Annotated in this window: 13 protein-coding genes; 5 read left to right on the forward strand and 8 right to left on the reverse strand. The window is 60.1% G+C overall.

The genetic code is table 11. The features are described 5' to 3' along the window. Window positions 1-16 precede the first annotated feature (16 nt). The 5 genes from ACIQ3A_RS01030 to ACIQ3A_RS01050 all read right to left on the reverse strand — a co-directional run bounded on the left by ACIQ3A_RS01030 (window position 17) and on the right by ACIQ3A_RS01050 (window position 6,696). Complete coding sequence (locus ACIQ3A_RS01030) at window positions 17-1,516, reverse strand: M81 family metallopeptidase (RefSeq protein ID WP_396429894.1); 1,500 nt, start codon at window positions 1,514-1,516, stop codon at window positions 17-19. A 19-nt stretch (window positions 1,517-1,535) separates the two neighbouring features. Beyond that, window positions 1,536-3,158, reverse strand: a complete 1,623-nt coding sequence (locus tag ACIQ3A_RS01035; protein WP_396429895.1) for a dipeptide ABC transporter ATP-binding protein — start codon at window positions 3,156-3,158, stop codon at window positions 1,536-1,538. Next, window positions 3,158-4,036 (reverse strand): ABC transporter permease, encoded by an 879-nt coding sequence (locus ACIQ3A_RS01040; protein ID WP_108406891.1) that lies wholly within the window; start codon window positions 4,034-4,036, stop codon window positions 3,158-3,160. Before ACIQ3A_RS01040 ends, ACIQ3A_RS01035 begins: the two co-directional genes overlap by 1 nt. A gap of 13 nt (window positions 4,037-4,049) precedes the next feature. Continuing rightward, a complete protein-coding gene (locus ACIQ3A_RS01045) occupies window positions 4,050-5,003 on the reverse strand; it encodes an ABC transporter permease (RefSeq protein ID WP_396429896.1) in 954 nt (317 codons plus the stop codon). A gap of 118 nt (window positions 5,004-5,121) precedes the next feature. Next, a complete protein-coding gene (locus ACIQ3A_RS01050) occupies window positions 5,122-6,696 on the reverse strand; it encodes an ABC transporter substrate-binding protein (RefSeq protein ID WP_396429897.1) in 1,575 nt (524 codons plus the stop codon). Window positions 6,697-6,757: 61 nt separating this feature from the next. Between ACIQ3A_RS01050 and ACIQ3A_RS01055 the strand changes: the two genes are divergently transcribed. After that, complete coding sequence (locus tag ACIQ3A_RS01055; protein ID WP_396429898.1) at window positions 6,758-8,203, forward strand: amidase; 1,446 nt, start codon at window positions 6,758-6,760, stop codon at window positions 8,201-8,203. Between the two features lie 59 nt (window positions 8,204-8,262). Here ACIQ3A_RS01055 and ACIQ3A_RS01060 read toward each other — a convergent pair whose 3' ends face one another. Beyond that, window positions 8,263-9,585 carry an acetylornithine deacetylase/succinyl-diaminopimelate desuccinylase family protein gene (locus tag ACIQ3A_RS01060; protein WP_396429899.1) on the reverse strand — a complete coding sequence of 441 codons (1,323 nt, stop codon included), beginning with the start codon at window positions 9,583-9,585 and terminating at the stop codon, window positions 8,263-8,265. An 89-nt stretch (window positions 9,586-9,674) separates the two neighbouring features. Beyond that, window positions 9,675-10,109 carry a rhodanese-like domain-containing protein gene (locus tag ACIQ3A_RS01065; RefSeq protein ID WP_396429900.1) on the reverse strand — a complete coding sequence of 145 codons (435 nt, stop codon included), beginning with the start codon at window positions 10,107-10,109 and terminating at the stop codon, window positions 9,675-9,677. Window positions 10,110-10,264: 155 nt separating this feature from the next. On the opposite strand from ACIQ3A_RS01065, the gene icmF reads away from it, so the two are divergent. The 4 genes from icmF to gshB all read left to right on the forward strand — a co-directional run bounded on the left by icmF (window position 10,265) and on the right by gshB (window position 17,026). After that, window positions 10,265-13,555: a fused isobutyryl-CoA mutase/GTPase IcmF gene (icmF, locus tag ACIQ3A_RS01070; RefSeq protein WP_396429901.1), complete on the forward strand. Its 3,291-nt coding sequence runs from the start codon at window positions 10,265-10,267 to the stop codon at window positions 13,553-13,555. An 84-nt stretch (window positions 13,556-13,639) separates the two neighbouring features. Beyond that, the gene (locus tag ACIQ3A_RS01075; RefSeq protein WP_396429902.1) at window positions 13,640-15,148 is read left to right on the forward strand and encodes an AMP nucleosidase; all 1,509 of its coding nucleotides are present in this window, start codon (window positions 13,640-13,642) and stop codon (window positions 15,146-15,148) included. Between the two features lie 4 nt (window positions 15,149-15,152). Continuing rightward, window positions 15,153-16,088 (forward strand): diacylglycerol/lipid kinase family protein, encoded by a 936-nt coding sequence (locus ACIQ3A_RS01080; protein WP_396429903.1) that lies wholly within the window; start codon window positions 15,153-15,155, stop codon window positions 16,086-16,088. After that, window positions 16,085-17,026: a glutathione synthase gene (gene gshB, locus ACIQ3A_RS01085; RefSeq protein WP_396429904.1), complete on the forward strand. Its 942-nt coding sequence runs from the start codon at window positions 16,085-16,087 to the stop codon at window positions 17,024-17,026. Before ACIQ3A_RS01080 ends, gshB begins: the two co-directional genes overlap by 4 nt. Before the next feature lie 99 nt (window positions 17,027-17,125). On the opposite strand, the gene ACIQ3A_RS01090 is transcribed toward gshB, so the two are convergent. Then, window positions 17,126-18,182: TolC family protein (locus ACIQ3A_RS01090; protein WP_396429905.1), on the reverse strand; the 1,057-nt coding region annotated here is incomplete at its 5' end.

Here is an 18,182-nt window from a genome sequence, read left to right on the forward strand (position 1 = left end):
GGCCCCAAGATCAAGTTCAGGGCCGGGTGCGGGTGTTGGGGCTGAGTTTTTTCCAGGGCAAATCGCCCGGGTCTGCGGCCATGGGGCCGGCGGCCTTGGCCACCAGCACACGGCTGGCGATGGGCGTGAAATCGGCGCGGAAGTGGTTGGAGCTCTTGACCACCAGCAACTTCATTTGTTCGGGTTGAATGCCCACAGCACGGAACAATTCACGGTCAAGCATCTGCATTTTGCCGCTGGCCACCGCGATCAAAACGCCATCGATCTCCAGGCAGGCGCAGGGGCCGATGTGGGCCTTCATGCCGGTCATCATCGGGCCTTTCAGCTCGCAGTAATCGGGCCCCAAGGCTCGCACCGTGAAGCGACCTTGCAAAGGCGGGTCACTGGGCTCGCCCGTGAAAGTGGGCACGGCACGGCCCAAAGCAAGCTGCAACACAGCACCGACACCGGCCGCATGGGCCTTGCTGGCGGCCTCAGGGTCGAACAACAAACCCAGCGCCACTTGGCCAGGCCAGCGTTGCCCAGCGCCTTGTTGCAACAAGGCGTGCAGCATGCCGGTGGTGTTGCTGTCACCACCAGCGCCTGGGTTGTCTTGCGTATCCGCAATGACCACAGGCGCTGCGGACACATCGGCCGTGGCCAGTGCCTGGGTCACCGCTTCGCGGGCGGGCAAGACATCGGGGCGCCACTGGCCAGGGGCGGCCACCCGTTCAAACAAACGCTGCACGGCAGCGTCTGCTTGCGGACCATGGCCCCACACCACGGGGCCGCATTCGGCAAAGTCAGACGCCGGAAAGCCCATGCAAAAACTTAAGGTGCAACCGGTCTGGGTTTCCAGCGCAATCATCTCTTCGTACAACTCTTTGGCCGGGGCCATCCAGGTGCTTTGTGCATTGAGCGGAATCAAAAAAGGCAGACGGCGCGACTGCATCGGGCGTTTGCCACCAGCGCGCAAATGCTCGCGCAGCAGCATGGCTGCGCGCTCGCCGGTTTCGGCCATGTCGATGTGCGGGTAGGTGCGATAGGCCACCAAAGCGTCGGCCAACTCCAGCATGCGTTGGGTCACGTTGGCGTGCAAGTCAAGGCTGGCCACAATGGGCAGCTTGGGCCCCACCACCGCGCGGATGCGGGCGATCAACTCGCCTTCGCTGTCGTCGGCATTTTCAGCCACAGCGGCGCCATGTAAATCGAGGTACACACCATCCAGGCCCTGCACCATCGCCGAACGCACGTCTTCGAGAATGGCGGCGCAGATGCGCTCGAAAGCATCCCGGGTCACATACGAAGACGGTGTGGCACCGGCCCACGCCGAAGGCACCAATTGCCAGCCTTCGCGACGGGCCGCGTCGATGAAGCCGCCCGCTGGAATGTTCACGCCCGTCATTTGGTCCAGCATGGCCTGTCCGCGCACATAGGCTGGAAAGGCCTCGCCGCTTTCAAAGGCCGCCCAATGGGCCAGGCTGGGGGCAAAGGTGTTGGTTTCGTGCTGGTAGCCAGCCATCAAAATGCGGGTCATGGGACTTGTTTAAAAAGCTTCAGGTTTCAAGTGCGGGCAAGGCTGCAGGCGCAGCATCGAGCAGGCGACGGGTGTAGTCTTGCTGTGGGTTGGCGTAAACCTCGGCTGTGAGGCCTTCTTCAACAATGAGGCCCTGGTGCATCACGATCACGCGGTCACACAATTGAGCGGCCACCCGCAGGTCGTGCGTGATGAAAAGCAAACCCAAACCAAGTCGCCCCTGTATTTCACGCAACAGGTTCAGGATCTGCGCCTGCACGCTCACGTCCAGAGCGCTCACGGCTTCATCGGCCACCAAGACCTTGGGGCGACAGGCCAGCGCGCGCGCGATGGCCAGGCGTTGCCGCTGACCGCCGCTGAACTGGCTGGGGTAACGCTTGAGCGATTCGACAGGCAAGCGCACCTGGCCCATCAATTCGGCAGCAAGCGCCTCGGCCTCGGCCCGCGACTGACCGAAATTCATGGCGCCTTCCACCAGGGACTGCCCCACCGTGCGGCGCGGGTTGAGTGAACGGTTGGGGTCTTGAAATACCACCTGTACCTGGCTGCGCAAAGGGCGCAACTGGCTTTCAGGCAGTTGGGCCACGTCGTTCTCGGCCCAAAGAATCCGCCCCTCGGTGGGATCGATCAGTCGGATCAGGCAACGCGCAAAAGTCGACTTGCCAGAACCGGACTCGCCCACCACACCCACGGTTTCGCCGGCATGCACCGCCACATGGGCGTTTTGCAAGGCTGCGGTGGCGCGGTTGCGGCCCATCCAGTCACGGCTCATGTAGGTTTTGCCCACACCCTGCCCCGACAACAAAACCGGACCGGTAAAAGCGGGTTTGGGTGCAGGCGGTGTCATGGCCGGTACTGCCGCCAACAACTGGCGCGTGTACTCGGCTTTGGGGCGGCGCAAGACCTGCTCGCAAGCCCCACCCTCCACCGCCTCGCCCTGGTTCATGACCAGCACGTCGTCGGCAATTTCGGCCACCACGCCCATGTCGTGGGTGATGAACAACACCGCGCTGCCCTGCTCACGTTGCAGATCGGCGATCAGGCGCAGAATTTCTTTTTGCGTGGTGACATCGAGCGCCGTGGTGGGCTCGTCGCAAATGATCAGCGCAGGTTTGAGGATCACCGCCATCGCGATCACGATGCGTTGGCGCTGGCCCCCGCTCAGCTGATGCGGGTAACTGCGCAACATGCGCTCGGGCTCGGGCAATCGCACCCGGTCAAAGATGCGCAATATTTCGGCCCGGCGTTTGTCAAAGGGCCAGTCGGTGTGGGTCGACAGCAATTCGTCCACCTGGTCGCCACAAGTCATGACCGGGTTGAGTGCGGTCATCGGCTCCTGAAACACCATGCCCATGGCCTGGCCGCGCAATTGGCGCATGCGCAAAGCCGACGCGTTGAGCAGCGACTCACCCAGCAAAAGAATCTCTCCGGCATCGGGTTGCAACTCTTTGGCCAGCAAGCCCATCACGGTGGTGGCCATGACCGATTTGCCAGAACCCGACTCACCCACCACGCACAAGGTTTTTCCGGCATGAATGTCAAACGACACCCCTTGAACCGCATGGGCCCGGTCTGCGCCAAAAGGCAAGGCCACCGAAAGATGGCGTACCGAGAGGACCGCCTGTTGTTCAGTGGAGGCCATCACGCACTCCTCTTGGCAAACTTGGGATCGAGTACATCGCGCAAACCGTCGCCCAGCAAATTGATGGCCAGCACCGTGGGCACCAAAAACAGGGCCGGATACAGCACATTGCCCGGGAACTGCGTGAATTGCACACGCCCCTCGGCCATGATGTTGCCCCAGGTCGGAACGTCGGCAGGCAAACCCAAGCCCAGGAAACTCAAGATCGCTTCGGTCAGCACCGCACTGGCGGCGATGAACGTGCCCTGCACAATCAATGGCGCCATGGCATTGGGCAGGATGTGGCGCAACAAGATCACTGGCGTCGGCGTGGCCAGGGCCCTTGCCGCCTCCACAAAAGGTTCTTCGCGCAGGGTCAGCACCAAAGACCGGACCAGGCGCGTGACGCGGGGAATTTCTGGCACGGCAATGGCCACCACCACCGTCCACAGTTGCGCGCCCAGGGCGGCCACCAGGGCAATGGCCAGCAAAATCGCAGGGATCGCCATCAGGCCATCCATGAAACGCATGAGCACCGTGTCCATCAGGCGAAAGTAGCCCGCCAACATGCCCAGAAAGCCCCCGATGGACAAGGCCACCGTGGCCGAGAACAAGCCCACCAGCAAGGACACGCGTGTGCCGAACAGCACACGGCTGTAAATGTCACGGCCAAAGTTGTCGGCGCCCATCCAGAAGGTGTGCGCCACGCTGGAGCCGTCCAGCAAGGCAAACTGCCCAACCGTGCCAGACAGGGTGTTGATGTTGGCCGAATCCATGGCGGCAGGGTCCACGGTGCCCAGCCATGGGGCGATGGCTGCGATCAAAATCAAAAGGGCCAACACACTCGACCCAAAGCGGATCGAAGTGTTTGCCATCAGTTTGCGAAAAAGCGTTGTCATGCGGTTCTTGGGCTCAGTAACGGATGCGGGGGTCGAGCCAGAGGTAGCTCAGATCGACCAGCAGGTTGATCACCACATAGAGCACGCTGAAAAACAGCACCACGCCCTGGATGACCGGAAAATCGCGGTTGAGCACGGCATCTACCGTGAGCGAACCCAAGCCTGGAATGGCGTACACGGTCTCGGTCACGACGACGCCGCCAATCAGCAGTGCAATGCCAATGCCGATCACAGTGACGATGGGCACCGCCGCATTGGCCAGCGCGTGGCGCAGCAACACAGCCTGTTCGGTCACGCCCTTGGCGCGCGCAGTTCGAATGTAGTCTTCAGTCAATGCCTCAGACACACTGGCACGGGTGACACGGGCGATCAAGGCCACGTAGATGGTGGCCAGGCTGACCCAGGGCAAGACCAGTTGATAAGCCCAAGCCCCGATGCCCTGCGAAGAATCACCGAACAAGCGCCGATAGCCTTGCACCGGCAACCACTGCAACTCGATGGCAAACACATAAATCAGCACATAGCCGATCACAAAGACCGGGACCGAAAAACCAGCCACGGCAAAGCCCGAGAGAATCCGGTCGAGCCAGCCCCCCATGCGCCACGCGGCCAAGGTGCCCAAGGGCACCGCCACCGCCACCGACAACAGCATGGTCCCAGCGGCCAAGGACAAAGTCGGCTCAATGCGCTGGGCGATCAACTCGATCACCGGCTTGTTCAGGTAAAACGAATAGCCCAGGTCGCCCTGCAGCACGCCACTCAGCCAAATCGTGAATTGCGTGAACAAGGGCTTGGTCAAACCCAATTGCTCACGAATCCGGTCGATGTCTTCGTTGGTGGCGTTGTTGCCCGCAATGACCGCAGCCGGGTCGCCTGGCGTGAGCCTGAGAATCAGGAACACGATGATGGCCACCGTGAAAAGAACAGGGATCAGCGCCAGCAGGCGCTGCATCAAAAAACGCAACATGAATGATTCCGAGGGTCGAGGGAAAAGACCTGCAGGCCGGGATCAACACCCCTGACCAGACATTGCACGAAGGTGCATAAGGCTTGCCGAACTCAGCGAGTGCGGCAAGCCCCGGGAATCAGTTCTTCTTGATGTTCCAGTAGACCTGTGCGCCACCAGGCACCAGCCCGGAGATGTTTTTGCGCAAGGCTGCGGGGTTGAAGTACTGGCCCAATGGCACATGGGTGGCTGTTTCCATGGCGCGCAACTGGATCTGCTCGGCAATCTGCTTCTTCTGTGCTTCGGTGGTGGACTGTGCAAACTTGACCTTCAGGTCCTCAATTTGCTTGTCGTCCTGCCAGCCAAACCAGCCTTTGTCGCCCGCCGCATTCATCATGGACATGGTCAAGGGGTTGAGGATGTCGCCAGCGGTCCATGCGGTCATGAAGGCATTCCAGCCACCTTGTGCAGGCGCATCCTTCTTGGCGCGGCGCGCCACCAGGGTGGCCCAGTCCATTTGCTGCATGTCGACCTTGAAGCCTGCGGCTTCAAGTTGCTGCTTGGCCACCAAAGGCAGTTTCGCAATCGCAGCCAGATCGGTCGGACGCATCAACAGCACAGGCGTGCCGTCATAGCCCGCATCCTTGAGCATTTGAGCGGCCTTCTTGGGGTCGGCCATGCCGGTGTAAATGCCTGTTTTGTCGCTGGCGAACGGTGTGCCGCAGGGGTACATGCTCTTGCAGAAAGTGAACATGCCGGGCGCGCCCACTTGGGTCTTGAGGTGCGCCTCCTGGCCCAGTGCCACCATGGCAGCTTGGCGGATTTTCACGTCATTGAACGGGGCATGCAGGTGGTTGAAACGGAAGATGTATTGCAACCCGGCCGGCTGGGCGTCCACCAACTGAATGTCTTTTTGGGCTTTCAGCGAAGCGTATTGCTCAAAAGTAGGCTGCTCGACGATGTCGACCTCGCCCGCCACCAAAGCATTGAACTGGGTTTGCGGATCACGGATGATGACCCACTCCACGCGGTCAAGGTAGACCTGCTTGCCACCGGTGGTGCCATCTGGCGCTTCGGCACGGGGTTTGTATTTTTCGTTTTTCGCATAGACCAGGCGCTCGCCCGGCTTGTATTCAGCGGAGACGAATTTGTAGGGGCCTGAACCGATGTTTTCCTTGATCTGCTCGCTGCCGGGGGTGGCCGCGATACGTGCCGGCATGATGAACAGCACGTTGGAGGACGGCTTGCCCAGCGCTTCAAGCATCACGCCAAAGGGCTGCTTGAGCTTGATCACAAAAGTCTTGGCATCGGGGGTGGCGTATGAGTCCGTGCTTTTGGCGAGTACACCGCCAAAACTGTCACGGCTGGCCCAACGCTTGATGGAGGCGACCACGTCTTCACTGGTGACGCTTTTGCCATCGTGAAACTCCAGACCATCGCGCAGAGTGAAGGTCCAGGTCAGGTTGTCTTTGCTGACGCTCCACTTGTCCACCATCTGGGGTTTGACCTTGCCGGCCAGATCGGTGCCAAACAAGGTGTCATAAATCATGTACCCGTGGTTGCGCGTGACAAAGGCCGTGGTCCAGATCGGATCGAGGATCGTGACGTTGGAATGCGGCACCACCTTGAGGGTTTTGCCCTGCGCCTGAACGGCCAGCGGGGCGCACAAGGCCGCGGTCAAAGCCGCGACAGCCAAAATAGAACGACGTTTCATGAATTCACTCCAGTCAAAAGGGGGACAACGCAATCTTGCTCGTCACACTATAAGTCCATTTATGCAAAAAAGTTATCCGTACGTTACCCAATACGGCGCCTGCGATTTGTCGCATGCGATACACACCATGCAAGTGTCGTGCCGTGAAGTCATGCTCGCCACGCTCGCGCAAATCGACCAGCACAACCCGCACAGCAACGCCATCATCAGCCGCGTTGAAACGCCACTTTTGCTGGCGCAAGCCGACGAACGTGACGCCCAACTGGCCCGCGGTCAATCGATGGGATGGATGCACGGCATGCCCCAGGCCATCAAGGACTTGGCCAATGTGCAAGGCCTGCGCACCACTTTGGGCAGCCCCTTGATGAAAGACTTTGTGGCCAGCGAAGACGGCCTCATGGCGCAACGCATGAAGGCCTCGGGCGCCATCGTCATCGGCAAAACCAACACACCCGAGTTCGGCCTGGGCTCACACACCTTCAACGAAGTTTTTGGCCCCACCCGCAACGCCTGGAACCCCAGCAAATCAGCCGGTGGCAGCAGTGGCGGCGCCGCTGTCGCCCTGGCCCAACGCATGCTCCCTGTGGCCGATGGCTCGGACTTTATGGGCAGCCTGCGCAACCCTGCCGGCTGGAACCACGTGTTTGGCATGCGCCCCTCACAAGGCCGTGTGCCCATGTTGCCCGCGCAAGACGTGTTCATTGCCCAACTGGCCACCGAAGGCCCGATGGCCCGCCATGTGCGCGATCTGGCCATGCTGCTGTCGGTGCAAGCTGGCGCCCACCCATCCAGCCCCTTGAGCCTGAGCCAAGACCCCGCAGTCTTTGCCGGGTCGCTGGACCACAACCCCCAGGGCACGCGCATCGGCTGGCTGGGTGACCTGCGAGGCTATTTGCCCATGGAAGACGGCATTTTGGCCATCTGCCAATCGGCCCTGGCCAGCTTGTCGGGCATGGGCTGCCAGGTCGATGAAGCGACCCTGGGCATGCCCCCTGAACAAATCTGGCAAGCCTGGCGGGTCTGGCGCCAAGCGTTGGTCGGGCCACGCGTGGCGCCCTTCCTGATTAACCCCGATAACCGCCAGCACATCAAACCCGAAGCGCTGTGGGAGCACGACCAGTCCCTGGCCTTGACCGGCGCCCAACTCATGTCGGCCAGTGCCACCCGCACGCGCTTTTACCAAAGCATGCTGCCGTTGTTTGAAAATTTCGATGTGCTGGCCATTCCGGTGGCGCAGGCCTGGCCTTTTGAGGTCTCGATGCGCTGGCCGCAAAGCCTGGCGGGGCGCCCCATGGACACCTACCACCGCTGGATGGAGGTGGTGATTTACGCCACCTTCGCCGGTCTGCCCTCGATCAGTGTGCCTGCGGGTTTTGGGGCCAACGGTTTGCCCATGGGACTGGCCTTGATCGGCAAGCCCCAAGGCGACTGGGACTTGCTGAAACTGGCCCACGCTTACGAAATGGCCAACCAAGAGCTGGTGGCCAGGCGCCCACCGGGCGTCTGACGCTCAGGCCTAGCAGGCGTTCCAGGTCTAACCGGCCTGCCAAGCCTGGAAGTGTCGAATCAGGCAGCCGCCATGCGCGACCAACCCGTCAGGTCGAGCGATGCCAGGGCCATGATCTTGGCCGAATCCACCAACTCCTGAATGCCCACATATTCGTCGGGCTGGTGCGCCAGATCCAGGATGCCTGGACCATAGGCAATGCAGTCTTGCAACTTACCGGTGCGCACGATGTGCTTTTGGTCGTAGGTGCCGGGGCTCGAAATGTAGCTGGGCTCGCGTCCCAGCACCCGGGCAATAGCCCGCGCTGTGGCGTCCACCACAGGGGCGTCTTTGGGCGTAGCGGTGGGCACAAAACTCATGATCTCGCGGACGCCGTAGTCAAACCCTGGCCGTGTGCGCTTGAGCTCGTCGAGCATGTCGATGATTTCCTGCTTGACGGCTTCGAGGTTTTCTTCAGCGATGAAACGGCGGTCCAGCACGGTGCGGCAACTGTGCGCCACCACGGGGGCAGGCGTTTGCGCCGTGGGCCAGCCCCGTTCGTCATTGGCGTAATGCTGCTCCACCTGACCGCCATGGATGCTGTTGATGTTGAGCGTGCTGACCCGTGCGCCTGGTGGTTCGACCGGCTCAGCCGTGCGTCGGCCTTGCAGGCGCGGTTGCAACTGAGTCTCTAGCAAGTGGATGAAGGCACTCATGTGGTTGATGGCGCTGTCGCCCAGAAAAGGCATCGAACCGTGCGCAATGCGCCCCCGGGTTTCCACCTCACCCCACCACACGCCCCGGTGCCCCAGACAGATGCGGTCAACGCCCAGCGGCTCGGGAATGATCACATGGTGCACACGCGGTTTGCTGAAATACCCGCGCTCGGCCAGGTAGCCCACGCCGGCAAAACCACCCGACTCTTCGTCGACCGTGCCACTGATTTCCAGCGCGCCAGGAATCGGCAAACCCGATTCGATCAGGGCTTCGCAAGCAATGATGCTGGACGCCAGCCCGCCCTTCATGTCACAGCTGCCACGGCCATAGACCCGTCCGTTGGCCACCTGTCCGCCAAAAGGCTCGTAGGTCCAGCCCGATCCCGCCTCGACCACGTCAATGTGGCTGTTGAAATGCACGCACTCACCGGGTGCCTGACCCTGCCAGCGCGCCACCACATTGGTGCGCGGATGGCTGTCGCTGTCGCCCGGTGCGCCGATGGCACGCACATATTCAACGGCAAAACCCTTTTTGGCCAGCCGCTCACCAATGAAACGGGCGCAGGCTTCATAAGCGTCACCCGGCGGGTTGATGGTGGGAATGCGAACCAGCGCTTGCGTGAGGGCGGTGACTTCGTCGCGTTTGGCTTCGATGCGCTCAAGCAACTTTTGAACAGATGTATTCATGGCTTCAGTTTATCGCCCAGAGCCGCGAGGCCAAAGTCGCAAAGGGCACAGGTGCAGCACAGGTGCAGCACAGCTGCCGAAAAGGCCCGTCAGCTTTGCTGCCAGGGCAGCCCCCGAAAACGCCAGCCCCCCTTCAAACCCCGGTGGGCATCGCCATCCGGATCGCCCTCAAAGCCCTCCAGAATGTTGTAGGCCTGCAGACCCAGCTCGGTGGCGCGCTGCGCTGCGGCGATAGACCGCACCCCACTGCGGCACAGCAGCAACAGCTTCTTGCCGCCCGCCCCCACACTTTGAATGCCTGCGTCAAATTCGGGGTTCATGGCCATGCCAGGCCACTGTTTCCAGGCCAGTGCATGGGCGCCCGGCACAAAGCCCACCCAGGCGCGCTCGGCATCGGTGCGCACATCGACCAATTCGGCCTCGCCCGACTGAACCCAGGCCCAAGCCAGTTGGGGGCTGATGTCACCGGCATAGCCCGAAGCGGGCTGAACATCGAATTCGGAGGGGCTTGGAGGTGTATTCATGGTGAGGGCCAGCGGGCTGAATGAGAAAAGAATGATAACTTTTTGCATGCGCGTCAGCCTGTCAGTGACAGGAAAGGCGGCAGCGGCTAAGATGCTGGCTGTGGTTGACGTTTACGTCAACGTCAATGCATACAGACCGCTAACGGAGACACCGAATGACCGACTTGTCCGCAGAATTCAAGGCCTTGGCCGAGTACCGCCCTACCAATAAAGTGCGTTTTGTGACCGCCGCCTCGCTGTTTGACGGCCACGACGCCGCCATCAACATCATGCGGCGCATCTTGCAGAGCATGGGCGCAGAGGTGATCCACCTGGGGCACAACCGGTCGGTCGACGAGGTGGTCACCGCCGCTCTACAAGAAGATGCCCAGGGCATTGCGATCAGCTCTTACCAGGGTGGCCACAACGAGTACTTCACTTACATGATGGAACTGCTCAAAGCCCGGGGTGGTGAGCACATTCAGGTGTTTGGTGGCGGTGGCGGCGTGATCGTGCCCTCCGAAATCCGCATGCTGGCCGAGCACGGCGTGCGCATTTTCAGCCCCGAAGACGGCCAAAAAATGGGCCTGGCCGGGATGATTGGCGAGATGGTCATGCGCTGCGACCAGGACGTCAGCCCACTGGCCCCCAAAACCGTTGACGCCATCCAGGGCCACGGCGAGATGAACTGGCGCGCTCTGGCGCAACTGATCACCGCTTTGGAGAATGACAAGGCCGATGCCAGCGTGGTCAAAGCCGTGCGCGAACAAGCCACCCATAAGAAAACCCCCGTGCTGGGCATCACTGGCACCGGTGGCGCAGGCAAGTCGTCTCTCACCGATGAGCTGATCCGACGTTTGCGGCTGGACCAAAACGACAGCTTGCGCGTAGCGGTGATCTCCATTGACCCGTCACGCCGCAAGAGTGGAGGGGCCTTGCTGGGCGACCGCATCCGCATGAACGCGATTTCTCCTTGGTCGCAAGGCCCGCGCGTGTTCATGCGCTCGCTGGCCACGCGTGACTTTGGCTCCGAAATATCGGCCGCTCTGCCCGACGTGGTGGCCGCTTGCAAGGTGGCTGGTTTTGACCTGATCGTGGTGGAAACGTCTGGCATCGGCCAGGGCGATGCCGCCATCGTGCCGCACGTGGATGTACCCATGTATGTGATGACGCCCGAATTTGGCGCGGCCAGCCAGCTCGAAAAGATCGACATGCTGGACTTTGCAGAGTTCGTAGCCATCAATAAATTCGACCGCAAAGGCGCCAACGACGCACTGCGCGATGTGGCCAAGCAGGTGCAGCGCAACAAGGAAGCCTGGACGGTGCCGACCGAGCAGATGCCGGTGTTTGGCACCATGGCTGCGCGCTTCAACGACGATGGCGTGACCGCGCTGTACCAGGCCCTCAAAACCCGCCTGGCCGAGCTGGGCATGCAGACCACCGAAGGCCGTTTGCCTGTGGTCAGCGTGCGCTACAGCACCCACCAGAACCCGGTGGTGCCATCTGCTCGCACGCGTTACCTGGCAGAGATCAGCGACACCGTTCGCGGCTATAAAAAGCGCGCTATTGACCAGTCGCGCCTGGCCCGTGAAATCCAGCAGCTTCGCGCTGCAGCCCGCATGCTCGAATCAGGCAAGTCCGGTCGCGCCAAAGCCGCAGAGGCCGCCATCGACTTGGCGGTGCAGCGCGAACAAACCCAAGACCCCTCCGCCCGCAAGCTGCTCGGCCAGTGGCCAGACATGCAAAAGGCCTACGCGGGCGATGAGTACGTGGTCAAAATCCGTGACAAGGAAATCCGCACGGCCCTGACGACCAAGTCCCTCAGCGGCACCACCATCCGCAAAGTGGCCTTGCCCAAATACGAAGACGATGGCGAGGTGCTCAAGTGGTTGATGCTGGACAACGTGCCCGGCAGCTACCCCTACACCTCGGGCACTTTTGCATTCAAACGTGAAGGCGAAGACCCCACACGCATGTTTGCAGGCGAAGGCGACCCGTTTCGCACCAACCGCCGCTTCAAGCTGGTGAGCGAAGGTCTGCCCGCCAAGCGCCTGTCCACCGCTTTCGACTCGGTCACGCTGTACGGCAACGACCCCGATCTGCGCCCTGACATCTACGGCAAAGTGGGCAACTCGGGCGTGAACGTGGCCACGCTGGACGACATGAAGGTGCTGTATTCGGGCTTTGACTTGTGCAACCCCACCACATCCGTGTCGATGACCATCAATGGCCCGGCGCCCTCGATTTTGGCCATGTTCATGAACACGGCCATCGACCAAAACATCGACAAGTTCACCTCCGAAAATGGCCGCGAACCCACCGAGACCGAAGCCGCCAAGATCAAGGCATGGGTGCTGGCCAACGTGCGCGGCACGGTGCAGGCCGATATTTTGAAAGAAGACCAGGGCCAAAACACCTGCATCTTTTCCACCGAGTTCTCGCTCAAGGTGATGGGCGACATCGCGCAATATTTTGTGCACCACGATGTGCGCAATTTTTACTCAGTGTCGATCTCGGGTTACCACATTGCCGAGGCCGGGGCGAACCCGATATCGCAGCTGGCCTTCACGCTCTCCAACGGCTTCACTTTTGTCGAAGCCTATCTGGCGCGTGGCATGCACATCGACGATTTCGCGCCCAACCTGAGCTTCTTCTTTTCCAATGGCATGGACCCAGAATACACGGTGCTGGGTCGCGTGGCCCGCCGCATCTGGGCCGTGGCCATGAAAGAAAAATATGGTGCGAATGAGCGCTCACAAAAACTGAAGTACCACATTCAGACCAGTGGCCGCAGCTTGCACGCGCAAGAAATTCAGTTCAACGACATCCGCACCACATTGCAGGCGCTGATCGCAATTTACGACAACTGCAACAGCCTTCACACCAATGCCTTTGATGAAGCCATCACCACCCCCACCGAAGAGTCGGTACGCCGGGCCATGGCGATTCAGCTCATCATCAACCGTGAGTGGGGCCTGGCCAAGAACGAAAACCCCAACCAGGGCGCTTTCATCATTGACGAGCTGACCGAACTGGTAGAGGAATCGGTGTTGGCTGAGTTTGAAAAAATCGCCGAACGTGGCGGCGTGCTGGGCGCGATGGAAACCGGTTACCAGCGTGGCAAGATTCAAGACGAGTCCATGCACTACGAGATGCTCAAGCACACGGGTGAGCTGCCCATTATTGGCGTCAACACCTTCCGCAATCCGCATGGCGACCCGGTCAATGACACGCTGGAGTTGGCCCGTTCGACCGAAGAAGAAAAGCAATCGCAACTCCAACGCCTGCAGGACTTTCAGGCCCTGCACGCCCAAGAATCACCCGCAGTTTTAAGACGCCTGCAACAAGCCGTGATCGACAACGGCAACGTGTTCGAGGTGCTGATGGATGCGGTGCGTGTTTGCTCACTGGGACAGATCACCAACGCCTTGTTTGAGGTGGGTGGGCAGTACCGACGCAATATGTGATTTTTTATGATGGGCAGATGGTTCTGAATCAACATCCTGATGGCGTTGCCCCCTACACTGGCGTGCACCGATCGGGATTTACACATGCAGAACCTACCGCCCTTCATCGCCCCTTCTGAACACCACGACGCCGACAGCGCTTTGGCGCAAGTCCAGCACATTTACCAGCAAGGCGTGAACCACTTGCGCCAGGCCATGCGCGACTTTGTAGCGGGAGCGGACATGGCCGACACCCGGGTGCGGGCTTTCTACCCTTTTGTTCGCATTCAGGTCAGCAGCGCCAGCCGCAAGCCGGCTGGGCTGGACAGCCCCTTGAGCTACGGTTTTGTGGCCGAGTCAGGCCGCTTTGAAACCACCTTGACCCGACCGGACCTGTTCGCTTATTACATTCAAAAGCAGCTGTCGCTCTTGCTTAAAAATCACGGCGTCAGTTTGCAGGTGGGCACCAGCAGCCAACCCATTCCGATCCATTTTTCATTTGCCGAAGACGAGTACATGGAAGGCAGCCTGAGCCCTGAGCGGCAGGCCCTGATGCGCGAGGTATTTGACCTGCCCGACCTCACTGCCATGGACGACGGGATTGCCAATGGCACCTACGAGCCCGCCGCCGCAGAAGCCCGTCCGTTGTCACTCTTCACAGCGCCCCGGGTGGATTATTCCTTGCAGCGTCTGCGCCACTACACGGGCACTTCGCCACAATGGTTTCAAAACTATGTGCTGTTCACCAATTACCAGTTCTACATCGACGAGTTCATCGCCCTGGGCCGCGCCGAGATGCAAAACCCTGAGAGCGCTTACATCGCCTTCATTGAACCTGGCAATGTGGTGACTCGCCGGATCGGCCTGTCACCTGAAGACGCCGATGCGCAAGGCCAAGCGCCGCCTCGCCTGCCGCAAATGCCGGGCTACCACTTGGTGCGCAAGGGTCACAGCGGCATCACCATGGTCAACATTGGGGTGGGGCCTGCCAATGCCAAAACCATCACCGACCACATCGCGGTGCTGCGTCCGCATGCCTGGCTGATGCTGGGCCACTGTGCGGGTCTTCGCACCACGCAACAGCTGGGTGACTATGTACTGGCCCATGCCTATGTGCGCGAAGACCATGTGCTGGACGAAGAGTTGCCGCTGTGGGTGCCGATTCCTGCGCTGGCCGAGATTCAGCTGGCGCTTGAGCAAGCCGTGGCCGAGATCACCGGGTGTCATGGTGCAGAGCTGAAACGCCTCATGCGCACGGGCACTGTGGCCAGCACCGACAACCGCAACTGGGAACTGCTGCCCACCAGCAATGTGGCCAGTACCCCGCAGCGGCGCTTCAGCCAAAGCCGCGCCGTAGCGCTGGACATGGAAAGCGCCACCATTGCGGCCAACGGTTTTCGCTTCAGGGTGCCCTACGGCACCTTGCTATGCGTCAGCGACAAACCGCTGCACGGTGAGATCAAACTGCCCGGCATGGCCAACCAGTTTTACCGCGAAAGGGTCAAGCAGCATCTGCAAATCGGCATCCGTGCCGTGACCCTGTTGCGCGACGCAGGCCCCGAACAATTGCACAGCCGCAAGCTGCGCAGCTTTGCTGAAGTCGCGTTTCAGTGACCCCATGACAGTCGTCCTGCTCAACCCCCATGCACAAGGTGGGCGGGCTGCTCGAGCCATTCCAAAATTAGAAAATTGGCTGCAAGCGCACGCACCCGATGTCAGCTTTGCGGCCCCGGATAAATTGCAAGAAAGTCTGGCCATGCTGCACAACTTGCCTGAAGGCAGTCGGGTGGTGGCCGTAGGCGGTGATGGCACCTTGAACCGTTGGCTGCCCGCCGTGCTGTCGCGTCACCTGACACTGGCCCTGGTGCCCATGGGCAGCGGCAACGATTGCGCCAGGGCGATGGGCCTGTATGGTTTGTCATGGCCTGCTGCTTTGGGACATGCCTTGAACGGCCCTGCCCAGCCCATCGATACCGGCTTGGCGTGCTGGACGGACTTGCAAGGGCAAAGCCATGACACCCCTTTTTTATCGAGCCTGACGGCAGGCTTTGATTCTTCGGTAGGCCTGCGCGCCCTGAGCGGGCCGCGCTGGCTGAGGGGTTTGCCGCGCTACCTTTGGGCGACGCTCAAAGAATTGGTTTATTTGCGAACCTGGCAACTTTCGGTAAGTGCAGATGCTGAGCCCATCGCCTCTGGCCCCACCTTGTTTGCATCCAGTCTGAACACACCCAGCTTTGGCTCAGGCATGCCTGCAGTGCCGCACGCCCGGATTGACGATGGGCAGCTGGATGCGCTGCTGGCTGGGCCCATGGGGCGGCCAGGTGTTCTGAACATGTTGCCGCGCTTGTTGATCGGTCAGCATTTGACCGATCCACGCCTGCAGTGCCGCCCCTTCAAGACATTGACAATTGATTGTGTTGATGGCGTGCCACTGGCGGCTGATGGTGAATACCTGGGCTTGGCAACGCAGCTTCGTGTTCACTGCCAGATGGCCCAGCTGCAGGCCGTCACTCGCCAGACAAATTCCAACCGCCCACCTACAATGAAGGCATGAATATTCTCTTTATTGCCGACCCTCTCGAGTCCTTCAAGATTTACAAGGACACCACTTTTTCGATGATGCGCGAGGCGCAAAAGCGTGGCCATCAGGTGGTCGCCTGCAAGATGACCGATGTGCGCTGGCAGCAAGGCGAAGCCGTTTCAGCGCAGGTGCGCGAGATCACTCTGACGGGTCAAGCCGATGCCTGGTTCACCCAGACCGCCACACGCCGCGCCAACCTGAAGGACTTTGACGCCGTCATCATGCGCACCGACCCGCCTTTTGACAGCGAGTACTTTTACGCCACCCACCTGCTGAGCCAGGCAGAGCGTGAAGGTGCCAAGGTCTTCAACAGCCCGGCCGCGCTGCGCAACCACCCTGAAAAATTGGCCATCCTGGAGTTTCCGCAGTTCATTGCACCCACGCTGGTGACGCGCAGCGAAGCCGACATCCGCGCCTTTCATGCGCTGCATGGCACCATCATTTTGAAACCCCTGGATGGCATGGGCGGCATGGGTATTTTCAAAGTGGGGGTGGATGGACTGAATCTGGGTGCAATCATTGAAACCCTGAACCGGGACGGTGCGCAGACCGTGATGGTGCAAAAGTTTTTGCCCGGCATCGCCCAAGGTGACAAGCGGGTGCTGTTGATCGGTGGCAAGCCTGTGCCTTTTTGCCTGGCTCGCATTCCGCAAGGCGGTGAGGTGCGTGGCAATTTGGCAGCAGGTGGCAAGGGGGTAGCCCAACCGATTTCGGCGCGCGACCGCGAGATCGCCGAAGCATTGGGCCCTGTGCTGTTTGCACGCGGCCTGATGCTGGTCGGCCTGGACATCATTGGCGAGAGCCTGACCGAAATCAACGTGACCAGCCCCACCTGCTTTCAGGAAATCACCGACCAGATGGGGTGTGATGTGGCAGCACTTTTTTGGGATGCGGTGGAAGCGGCTGTTTAGACAGGATTGGTTTTATGAAACTTGGCCTTTGGTGGCAGAGTCAACAAGCTCGCTTTTTCCGACAGTGCGAATGCATGACATCTGTTTCAAAAAACCAGCTCACATTGGTTCAAACCATTGACTCAATGATGTCACCAGTTTTTCATCAATCTGCCCGGAAGCAGCCTCAAGTTTGAGCCATTGTTGCAAATACTTGCCAGCCTGATCCAGCATTCCATAGCGCGTTTGCTGCAACCGCTCTTGAGCTTGCAGAACATTGAGACGCGTGTCGAGTCCCGCCTGGAAGGCCTGCTCAACCGCTCGAAGACTTTCATTTTTGGCTTGAAGATCCAAGGTCAGGTGTTCCAGACGTGTTTGAGCATCAAGCAGCGCATTGTGGCTAGACTGCACCTCCATTTGCAGTTGGTCGTTGGCATATGTAAACTGCCACTGAATCTTCGTGTACGCCGCTTGTGCCAACCTCTGCGCTGCATTTACCGCACCACCGGCATAAATCGGCACGGTCACCTGCAAGCCCAACTGCTGGGTACGGTAAAGGTTGTTGGGCGTGTTGGGCAACTCATTTCCGCTCGATAGCTCCTGGTAAACCAAGTCTACCGACGGCAAGTGGCCCGCACTGGCAATATCCATTTCAATTTTGGCAGCCTCTTCCTGCGCTCTTAAGCTCTTGAGTTGAAAGCTGCCTTCTTGGGCGCGAGTCCACCACTGATGCAAATCGGCAGGCGTCTGCAACTGCCGCCGAACCTGCTCCTGCACCCTCAGGGCAGAAAGCTGCCATAGTGTCGGCATTTCCTGGCGGGTAAGCCTTGACAGAGCAGTCCAACCTAGCCCCAAACGGCCTTGCAATGCGCGCTGGTCAGCCTCAGCTGAACGCAATCGCGATTGGGCCTCAAGCAGCTCGGTCTTGCGCATGAATCCTTTTTCCTGAGCCTGTCGCACATAGTCTTGCTGCGCGGTCAGTGCCGCCACTTGAGCAGCATTGGCCTGTATCAACTGCCTGACCGTCAACACTTCCAAATAGGCCTGCAAAGTGCGCAGGGACAACTCCATTTCCTCTTTGTTCAACTCCTGTTCACTGGACTGAAGCAACGCCTTGGATTTTTGATAACCAGCACCCAAGGCCTTTCGGTAGAGAGGCTGGCGTACCGAAAGCGTC

The organism is Limnohabitans sp. (assembly GCF_044361985.1).
GTDB lineage: Bacteria > Pseudomonadota > Gammaproteobacteria > Burkholderiales > Burkholderiaceae_C > Limnohabitans_A.